Origin of the sequence: Mucilaginibacter sp., from assembly GCF_028288105.1 — a bacterium.
GTDB lineage: Bacteria > Bacteroidota > Bacteroidia > Sphingobacteriales > Sphingobacteriaceae > Mucilaginibacter.
This window is the reverse complement of record NZ_JAQBOI010000231.1, coordinates 1-9,616: the sequence shown is the minus strand read 5'-3', so window position 1 is coordinate 9,616 and position 9,616 is coordinate 1. Positions and strand designations below refer to the sequence as shown.

The 9,616-nt window shown below is 42.6% G+C and carries 10 protein-coding genes; 9 read left to right on the top strand and 1 reads right to left on the bottom strand.

The genetic code is table 11. The annotated features are described in order from the left end of the window. The 5 genes from JWQ85_RS15895 to rodA all read left to right on the top strand — a co-directional run. A partial coding sequence (locus JWQ85_RS15895) for a rod shape-determining protein (protein WP_299469713.1) occupies window positions 1-897 on the top strand: 897 nt, incomplete at its 5' end. A gap of 92 nt (window positions 898-989) precedes the next feature. Next, window positions 990-1,823: a rod shape-determining protein MreC gene (gene mreC, locus JWQ85_RS15890; protein ID WP_299469711.1), complete on the top strand. Its 834-nt coding sequence runs from the start codon at window positions 990-992 to the stop codon at window positions 1,821-1,823. Beyond that, entirely contained in the window at window positions 1,816-2,334 is a 519-nt protein-coding gene (gene mreD / locus JWQ85_RS15885; protein WP_299469709.1) for a rod shape-determining protein MreD, read from the top strand. Before mreC ends, mreD begins: the two co-directional genes overlap by 8 nt. Next, a complete protein-coding gene (mrdA, locus tag JWQ85_RS15880; RefSeq protein ID WP_299469707.1) occupies window positions 2,335-4,350 on the top strand; it encodes a penicillin-binding protein 2 in 2,016 nt (671 codons plus the stop codon). Beyond that, on the top strand, window positions 4,343-5,614 hold the full coding sequence (gene rodA / locus JWQ85_RS15875; protein ID WP_299469705.1) for a rod shape-determining protein RodA: 1,272 nt from the start codon (window positions 4,343-4,345) through the stop codon (window positions 5,612-5,614). The genes mrdA and rodA overlap by 8 nt, the downstream gene beginning before the upstream one ends. Here rodA and JWQ85_RS15870 read toward each other — a convergent pair. Then, on the bottom strand, window positions 5,605-6,657 hold the full coding sequence (locus JWQ85_RS15870; RefSeq protein ID WP_299469703.1) for a hypothetical protein: 1,053 nt from the start codon (window positions 6,655-6,657) through the stop codon (window positions 5,605-5,607). The two genes, rodA and JWQ85_RS15870, sit on opposite strands and share 10 nt — an antisense overlap. A gap of 77 nt (window positions 6,658-6,734) precedes the next feature. Between JWQ85_RS15870 and JWQ85_RS15865 the strand changes: the two genes are divergently transcribed. The 4 genes from JWQ85_RS15865 to JWQ85_RS15850 all read left to right on the top strand — a co-directional run. Then, window positions 6,735-7,316, top strand: coding sequence for a thymidine kinase (locus tag JWQ85_RS15865; RefSeq protein WP_299469701.1), 582 nt, complete (start codon window positions 6,735-6,737; stop codon window positions 7,314-7,316). A 319-nt stretch (window positions 7,317-7,635) separates the two neighbouring features. Beyond that, window positions 7,636-7,926 carry a putative quinol monooxygenase gene (locus JWQ85_RS15860; protein WP_256538727.1) on the top strand — a complete coding sequence of 97 codons (291 nt, stop codon included), beginning with the start codon at window positions 7,636-7,638 and terminating at the stop codon, window positions 7,924-7,926. A 113-nt stretch (window positions 7,927-8,039) separates the two neighbouring features. Next, the gene (locus tag JWQ85_RS15855) at window positions 8,040-8,420 is read left to right on the top strand and encodes a response regulator (RefSeq protein WP_299469698.1); all 381 of its coding nucleotides are present in this window, start codon (window positions 8,040-8,042) and stop codon (window positions 8,418-8,420) included. A 310-nt stretch (window positions 8,421-8,730) separates the two neighbouring features. Further along, window positions 8,731-9,616 (top strand): alkaline phosphatase family protein (locus JWQ85_RS15850; protein WP_299469696.1); only part of this gene is annotated, 886 nt, incomplete at its 3' end.

Here is a 9,616-nt window from a genome sequence, read left to right as displayed (position 1 = left end):
AATAAGGTTATAGCCATTGGCCGCCAGGCTATGCAAATGGAGGGTAAAACCCACGATAACATTCGTACGGTGCGCCCGCTAAAAGATGGTGTAATTGCCGACTTTAATGCCGCCGAATTAATGATTCGTGGCATGATAAAAATGATCAACCAGGGTAAAGGATGGTTTTTCCCATCGTTACGTATGGTTATCTGTATCCCATCGGGTATTACCGAAGTTGAAAAACGTGCGGTACGCGATAGCGCCGAAATTGCAGGCGCTAAAGAAGTTTACCTGATATACGAACCAATGGCAGCAGCCGTGGGTATTGGTATCGATGTAGAAGAGCCTATGGGTAACATGATCATTGATATTGGTGGCGGTACTACCGAGATAGCGGTTATCGCTTTGTCTGGTATCGTTTGCGATCAGTCTATCCGTGTTGCGGGCGATAACTTTGATTCAGATATTGTTCAATATATCCGTCGCCAGCATAATATTATGATTGGTGACCGTACTGCCGAGAAAATTAAAATTGAAGTAGGTGCAGCCCTTCCGGAGCTTTCTGAGCCACCTGCAGATTTTGCGGTACAAGGCCGTGATTTAATGACAGGTGTACCAAAACAAATCACTGTATCATATACCGAAATTGCGCATTGCCTTGATAAATCTATCTCTAAAATAGAAGAGGCTATTTTGAAAGCATTGGAAATTACCCCGCCAGAGCTTTCTGCGGATATTTACCAGACCGGTATTTACCTTACGGGCGGTGGCGCATTATTACGCGGACTTGATAAACGTGTGGCTGCCAAAACCAAATTACCTGTACACGTTGCCGAAGATCCTCTTCGCGCTGTTGTACGCGGTACCGGTACAGCCCTTAAGAATATAGGTAACTTTAAATTTTTAATGCAATAGTATTAATGACTGAATTAGTGATTTAGTGAATTAGTGATTTTAGATTTCTAATTCAGTAAATCGCTAATTCACTAATTCACTCCTTCAAAAGCATGCGTAACCTCCTGATATTTATCACCAAGTACAACGCATTCTTCCTGTTTCTTATTTTTGAGATAAGTTCACTGCTTATCTATGTCAAATACAACTCTTTTCAAAAAGCTACTTTCATAAACAGTACTAACCAGGTAACGGGTAATTTATACGCTAAGGCAGATGAATTTAAAGGTTATTTATCGTTAAAGGATGTTAACGACAGGCTGGCTAAAGAAAACGCGGATCTGCGTAACCAGTTGCTATCTTCCAAATATGTTGATACCGTTGCCAAACACATGGTTAACGATACCATTTACAAGCAACAGTACGAATATATAGAGGCGCAGGTAATAAATAACTCCATCAACAAACGGAACAACTACTTAACTATTAGCCGTGGTAGTAAAGATGGCATTGCTAAAGGCATGGGGGTAATATCCGGCGCCGGTGTAGTAGGTAAAGTTATTTATGTGGGCGAACATCTTTCCATTGTGCAATCCCTGCTGCATAAAGATTCCCGCTTTAGCGCGATGCTGGCTACAAATAAAGAGATTGGTTATCTGGAGTGGGGCGATGATCTTGATCCGCATAAAGGGTTATTGGTAGATGTATCTAACAACGCGCAGCCAAAAATTGGCGAAATGGTAGTAACGTCAGAGCTGTCGCTTTTCCCGGCAGGGATAGCATTGGGTAAAGTGAGCAATTTAAAAACTAAAGGCGGCGGCTTTTTCCTGAACATGGAAGTGGCCCTTGCCGTAGATTTCAGCAAGCTGGAATATGTATACGTGGTGATCAACAGGTTTGCCCCGGAGCAAGCGGGATTGGAGGCCCAGGAGAAAAAAGATGAGTAGGATATTGATCATAAATCTGATAAGATTTGTAATGCTTGTTCTGCTGCAGGTATTCCTGCTAAAGAATGTTTCGCTTTACAACCTGTCTACCCCATACCTGTACATTCTTTTTATACTGCTGCTGCCGTTTGAAACGCCTAACCTGGTGCTTTTTGCGTTAGCATTTGTACTGGGCTTAACAATTGATGCCTTTTATGATACCCCGGGCCTGCATGCGGCCTCATGCGTGTTACTGGCACTTGTAAGGATATTATTTATCAGTATAACCGTACAAAAAGATGGTTTTGATAACGAGCCCGAACCAACTTTAAGCATAATGGGTTTCAGGTGGTTTTTTACCTACGCGCTCATTCTTACTCTTTTTCATCATTTTTTCCTGTTTAATCTGGAAGTTTTTAGATTAACTGAAATAGGTTACACACTTAGCCGTTTTTTAATGAGTTCTGTATTTACAGTATTTTTAATGCTGGTTTCAGGCTTATTATTTTTCAAAAAGAAAGAGCGTAAATAAATGAATAGTTTTTTTGAGCGGAGATACGTTATTGCGGGGATCTTTATAGCCCTGATACTGGTACTGCTGGCCAGGCTATTCTACATACAAGTGGTTGATGACCGCTACTTTTTATATGCCAGCCAAAATGTTGTACGTAAATTTATAAAATATCCCGCCCGCGGCCCTATTCTTGATCGTAACGGTAAAATAATGGTACAAAACGAACCGGTATACGATATTACCGTGGTGCCAAAACAAGTTAAGCCATTTGATACTGTTGAGTTTTGTAAACTGCTGGGGATAGATAAGGAAGGCTTTGATAAGCGTATGGCTAAAGCCAGGATATATTCGCCTTACCGCACATCTGTTTTTGAAAAACAAGTATCGGCACAGCAGTATGCATCGTTTCAGGAACGTTTATCAGAATTCCCGGGCTTCGATACACAGCAAAGGCCGGTACGTACTTATCCAGATTCATCTGCAGCACAATTTTTGGGTTATATAGGCGAGGTTACAGATCCTATTATAAAACGTTCTGGCGGTTACTATAGTCCGGGTGATTATATTGGTATTACCGGTGTCGAAAAAACATATGAAACGGTATTGCGTGGCCAGCGTGGTGTAGAAAACATGATGGTAGATTCGCGCAATGTGCGCAAGGGCCGGTATGCTAATGGTGCCTATGATACCGCAGCCGTAGCGGGCGAGCGTTTGATATCATCGTTGGATATGCGTATCCAACGGCTTGGCGAAACCCTGATGACAAATAAGGTAGGCAGTATTGTAGCCATAGAGCCATCTACAGGAGAGATACTTTGTTTTGTAAGCAGCCCAACATATGATCCAAATTTATTAGTAGGCCGCGAGCGCGGTAATAATGCTGCCGAGTTATATAAAGACCCATATAAGCCATTTTTTACGAGGCCTATTCAGGCTAAGTATCCACCGGGGTCGTCATTTAAACCTTTAAGCGCGCTAATTGCATTGCAGGAGGGGATCATAACACCACAAACTACTTATTTATGCCCGGGTCGTTACCTGGCAAATAACGGTAAACCAAAATGTACCCACGTGCACGGGTTGGTAAACCTAAGCAGTGCTATTGCCGAATCGTGCAATGGTTATTTTGCAATGGTGTTTGAAAAATTAATGAACGCGCATGGGGCTAAAAACACCGAAAGCTCATTTGACTCGTGGCGTAATAACGTAAATAAGTTTGGCTTTGGGGTAAAGCTTGATGTTGATATCCCAAGCGAATCCAGGGGTAACGTACCTACATCAAGCTTTTACGATAAATATTATCACAAAGGCGGATGGCGTTCAAAAACCATCCTGTCATTAGCCATTGGGCAGGGCGAATTGGAAGCCACGCCATTGCAGCTGGCAAATATCGAAGCTACTATTGCCAACCATGGGTTTTATTATAAACCGCACCTTATAAAAGCAATCGGCGATAAGCAGGTAATAAAAAGGGAGTTTACAATAAAGAATAGCGTAGGCATCGATCCGCAGTATTTTGAGCCCGTTATTGACGGTATGCAGAATGTGGTAGAACACGGTACAGCAGCAGGGTCAAAAATACCCGGCATTATAATGTGCGGTAAAACAGGTACAGCACAAAATCCGCATGGTAAAAACCACTCGGTATTTGTAGCATATGCCCCGCGCGATAATCCTAAAATTGCTATCGCAGTTGTGGTAGAAAACTCTGGTGACGGCGGTACATGGGCAGCGCCTATTGCCAGCTTTATTGTAGAAAAATACTTGCGCGATACCATTACCAAACGCCCATCAGGTATCTATCCCGAATATTATATAGAGAAGAACCTGCTGCCGGAGATAATTGTAAAACCTGCCGATAAAGCGAAATTAAAAGCCGACAGCCTTAAGAAAATAACCGCAGATTCAATAAAAAAGGCCAGGGCAGATTCAGTTAAAAAGTCGAAAATACTATCTACTAAAAACTTACCTGCTAAAAAAGATGCGGGTGAAAAATTAACCGCCATGCTGCCAAAACGAAAGGAAGATGAATAGTCACCAGCGTAGTTTCTTTTTTAATGTAGATTGGATAACGGTGCTTATCTATTTAGCGCTATGTGTTATTGGCTGGTTCAATATCCATGCGGCTGTGTTTGATGAAAACCATCCCAATATTCTTGATTTTGACACCCAATACGGTAAGCAGTTTATTTATATCCTATCGGCGCTGGTTATTGGCACGGTAATTCTTTTGTTAGAGAGCCGGTTCCTATCGGCCCTGGCGCCTGCTTTTTATGTAGTAACGGTAGTTTTACTTGCCGTTGTATTAGTGGCCGGGCGTAATGTTGGCGGTAATCAGGCCTGGATAGATATGGGTGGCGGCTTTAGGCTGCAACCATCCGAGTTTGCCAAATTTTCCACCTGTTTGCTGCTGGCGCGATACCTTAGTGCAACTAACGTAAAGGTAACCGACCCAAAATCGTTCCTGATAGCAGGGGGGATCATATTCCTGCCCATGCTGTTAATTAAAATGCAGCCCGATGATGGTTCAACCCTGGTGTTTTGTTCGCTGATACTGGTATTATACCGCGAAGGACTGTCGGTTTATTTCCTGATCATTATAGGCCTGTTGGCTACGTTGTTTATATCGGCTTTGTTGGTTAATGTGTGGTTCATCATTATTGCGCTTGTTGCAATAGTGGCTTTGTTGCTATTCCTTTTTGGCCGTAACCGCAAATTTGCCACGGGGGTAATTATGGGCCTTGTAATAGCTATAGGCTTTGTGTTTTGTGCCAAGCCAATTTATTTTCATGGGTTAAAACCGCATCAGCGCGTACGTATCGATGAGGTTTTGGGCTTGAGTAAAGATCTGCGTGGTGTAGGTTATAATCAAAACCAATCTAAAATTGCCATAGGCTCTGGCCGGATATGGGGAAAAGGATATCTGCAGGGGACCCAAACAAAATACGCGTTTGTACCTGAGCAAAGTACCGATTTTATTTTCTGTACCGTAGGCGAGGAGTGGGGCTTTGCAGGTTCGGTAGTGGTGCTGGGTTTATACCTGTTCCTGCTGCTGCGGATAATAATGATAGCCGAGCGGCAGCGTGCGCCGTTTTCCCGGATCTATGGTTATGGGGTGGCATCCATTATTTTCTGCCACGTTATTATCAATATAGCTATGGCAATAGGTTATATGCCGGTAATAGGTATCCCGCTACCGTTTATTAGCTATGGTGGTTCTTCGTTATGGAGCTTTACCATCCTGTTGTTCATCCTCCTAAAACTGGATTCGAACCGGATGGGGATGAATTACGCGTAACGGCGTTTCAACAAAGCATAAAATTTATCCGAAGTAGCTTTTTTGCCTTCCCAGTTATTCTTGATAACATAGTTTGTTTTCAGGAAACGGTCGGCCTCTTCAAAGCTGGTAAAGCGGTTCACTATTTCAATGGCTTCGCTGTAAGCAAGGCTATAACCATTAAATAGGTCCTTAACAAAAAGTAGCTTATCATTAAGGCTAATAGCCGCTTTCAAATCTTTTATAGGCGCTTCAACCGGTTGGCTATTTGTACCCTGCTGATCCTTCAATTGCGCAGACATCCTTTGATTAAATGTAAGCACTTTTTCCTCCTTGGCCGGCTCTTCGGCGCTGGTTTTTGGTGTATTATCAATAACAGGCTCCGGGTTGGTAGGCACTATATTTGGCAGCTCGGTTTCATCATGGGTAATAGTTCCGTTATCCGAAATGTTTTCCGTTATTACCGCAGGAGTTTTTACTTCTTCCCTTTCAGGCTGAATAGATACTTCCTCTTCGTCCCAGTCAGCAGCCTCATCAATAGCTAATTCATGTCTAATGGTTTCGGGTTCTTCCCGTTCAAACGAATAGCTGTCTTTATCGGTGCTGGTATGCAGTTTTATTTGTGGTGCCGGTTGTTCTTCTGCCTTTGGCTCAGCCTCCGGTTTTACAGGCTCGGCTTGTTCCGGGTTGGTAGAACCTGCATTAAAAGGTGCACGCTCTATAACAGGCTTTGCCTGCTGCACAAGCGGCTCAAAGTACTTGGGTTCGCCGGCTGCCGGTTTTAAATCTTCGGCAACGGGTTTCTTAATCTCTTTAATTACGAGTTTCTGTATTTCCGGCTTTTGCTCCTCAACGTGCGGTGGTAAGGCATGCTCTAACTGTACCTTTTGAAGGTTCAGTTTCCTTAATATTTCGGCATGATCTTTTAAAAAGTAGGTGTTGGCAACAAACAGCTCAAGTTCCAGGTCGTTCAGGTTATCTGCAGTACTTTGCAGGTACTCATATTGCTCGTTCAGTTCTTTTATTATGGCGCCGGTCTTTCTAAATACTTCCTGCTGCTTCATGGCTTTAATGTTAGGAAATTGCTTACCAAAAATAGCATAAAATTCTGATATTAGCCCTTCACAAAAGTTTAGAGAGATTGTACAGCGAGGAAATTTTTAAAAGGCGAAATGAAATTGGCGGGAGTATTGAAGTTGTCTGTGGATCAATGTTTTCGGGTAAAACCGAGGAATTGATAAGGCGGGTTAACCGCGCGCGGATAGCAAAAGTAAATGTAGAAATTTTTAGTCCGGTAGCCGATACACGCTACGATAAAAGCGCCCTGGTATCACATAATCTAAATTCTATCCCTTCAAAAGCGGTTAGTAAAGCAGCCGAAATTTTACCATTGGCCAGCCATATACAGGTTGTTGGAATTGACGAAGCCCAGTTTTTTGATGATGAATTGCCCGAAGTTTGCCAAACCCTTGCAAACAGTGGCGTGCGTGTAATAGTAGCCGGTTTAGATATGGATTTTAAAGGCAGGCCATTTGGTACCATGCCCCAGATAATGGCCATTGCCGATTCTGTTACCAAACTGCATGCCGTGTGTGTAAAGTGCGGGCAGCAAGCCATGTACTCCTACCGTTTAGTACCCGATGACAGCAAGATCTTATTAGGCGAAAAGGAAAGCTATGAGGCCCGGTGTCGTAATTGCTTTAACCTGGATGGGGCGATATAATCGATAGAGCTGTTTCGCGGGTAAACTCACCCTGCGGCATTTCGTGCGCGTCCCCCTCTGCTGCGCAAAGAGGGTGGGGAAATAAGAGTTAAACCCTCTTTGCGCAGCAGAGAGGGTGGTCGAGCGAAGCAAAGACCGGGTGAGTCAAAATCGCCGCTATGTCAGGGCTAAATTACACACAATCTCCAGCCCCAATCTCATTGGCTACTGGCTATAATCTTCCTAATAACCTGCAAATGCACTTTTGTATGAATAAAATTACAATTGGCTCATAAACAATCTCCTGTATTTAAGGTTAGCTAAGTAAAATACAATTATCATGAGCATTAGCTTACTTGCCTACATGCACTGCAAAAAAGATGCAGAAGTAGCGTTTGATACCGAATTAAAGAAACTGGTTGAAGCATCGTTAAAAGAAGAAGGCTGCCTGGCCTACGAACTGTACCAGTATAAAGATGAACCCACCAAATATGTGATTGAAGAGGAGTGGGCCGACGAGGATACTTTAAGCAGACATATGGAGACCGCCCATTATAAGTATTTTGTGCATATATCACCGGCCTTGTTGGAAACACCCGCCGATGTGAAAATACTAACCCGATTAGTGTAAGGGGTTACTTATGCGGATATAAACAATATTTATAGTTTACTGTTGTGCTTTTAAAGAAATAGTTGCTAACCATTTTGATATTTAAGGGCTTAAGAATATTATATTGAATAAATATGGCTAAGAAAATTTTAGTTATTGAGGATGATAAGGATATAAGAGATGCGGTTACTTACGCATTAGAAAATGAGGGGTATGAAGTGATATCATCTGAAAATGCCCGGATATTAAAATCGATAGATCAGCACAAACCCGACCTGATATTACTAGACAACTGGCTTACCGACTGGAAAAGTGATGCCAACGGTCAACAGCTAAGTCTCGAACTAAAATCAGACCCAAAAACAAGCTACATACCCGTGATCCTTGTATCGGCGGTAAGCGATATAGCCGAAATTGCCAAAAAAGGATTATCAGATGGATACCTTAAAAAACCATTTGACCTGGTTGAATTGTTTGCGATAATAAAAAAACACGTTGGCCCCCCAGCCCCCTGAAGGGGGAGTTTTTGAAATGCTTAAATACAAGAAAGCCCAACTCCGAAAAAAGTTGGGCTTTCTTGTTTATAATATAAATTAGGCCGCCCTTCAGGGGGCTGGGGGCTTAAATTTTCACCCCTAAACCAATATTAAACGAAATGCCATCTCAATAATGCAATTCTAACCAAAGCTTTTTAATTAGTTATATAATAGTTACGTGTTATGGCCTATAATTTAATAATTATTTATTTATTTTACAGCTACTAATTTTATGTACATAACGGCCTTAACGCTACTTTAAAGCCATTTTTTTTAATATTTACTATTAATGCAAAGCAAAAAGCGAGTGCTGTTTTATTTAGTTGACGGCGCCCATAGTGAAGTTTTACCCGAACTGATAGAACAAGGCCAACTGCCAAATATAAAACGGATAATTGACGAAGGCACTTACCGCAAGGCTACAACCTGTTTCCCATCTACAACCGGCCCCGCTTACCTGCCATTTTTAACCGGGCACTTTCCGGGTACAATGGATATTACCGGGATCCGCTGGTTTGATAAAAAAGAGTTTAAACGCAGCCGCTTTAACAAGATGGCCATGCGCAGCTATTGCGGGCCCGAAGCCGCATGGTTTAATACCGATATGCCTGCCAATAAGCCAACTTTGTTTGAGCTGATGGGCGAATCATACAACCTTTATAATATGATAACCCGTAGCGTGCCCGATGAATATGATCTGGGCAAAAAGGGTAAAGGCTTAATGTATATGCGCGCGCACTTTAAATTAAGGCACCATCCGGTAGATCTGCAAGGGCACCAGCGCATTATGGAGATGCTTAACTCTGGTAAAGATTTTGATTTTTTGTTTGCGGTGTTCCCAAGTGTAGACTGGGATTCGCATTATCACCACATCCGCGACGCACGTACTGTTGAGGCCTATAAAATTGCCGATAACAGCCTGGGCGAAGTACGTGCTAAGTTAGAGGAGCAAGGTAAATGGGAGAATACATTATTTATAATGACATCTGACCATGGCCTTACACCAACAACCAAACACCTTGACCTTGCCGACTGGATGACAAATCATGGATTAAAATCTGTTTATTATCCGGTGATCTGGAAAAGCAATCCGAAATGCGCCGTGATGATATCCGGGAACTCGTTTGGTAGTATCCACTTCTTAAATCACGAAGGCGACCACATGTTACGTGAGC

Coding starts and splice junctions, on each gene's coding strand:
- JWQ85_RS15855 (WP_299469698.1), top strand. CDS start 8,040: ATGGCTAAGAAAATTTTAGTTATTGAGGATGATAAGGATATAAGAGAT.
- mreD (WP_299469709.1), top strand. CDS start 1,816: ATGAGTAGGATATTGATCATAAATCTGATAAGATTTGTAATGCTTGTT.
- mreC (WP_299469711.1), top strand. CDS start 990: ATGCGTAACCTCCTGATATTTATCACCAAGTACAACGCATTCTTCCTG.
- JWQ85_RS15870 (WP_299469703.1), bottom strand. CDS start 6,657: ATGAAGCAGCAGGAAGTATTTAGAAAGACCGGCGCCATAATAAAAGAA.
- JWQ85_RS15860 (WP_256538727.1), top strand. CDS start 7,636: ATGAGCATTAGCTTACTTGCCTACATGCACTGCAAAAAAGATGCAGAA.
- rodA (WP_299469705.1), top strand. CDS start 4,343: ATGAATAGTCACCAGCGTAGTTTCTTTTTTAATGTAGATTGGATAACG.
- mrdA (WP_299469707.1), top strand. CDS start 2,335: ATGAATAGTTTTTTTGAGCGGAGATACGTTATTGCGGGGATCTTTATA.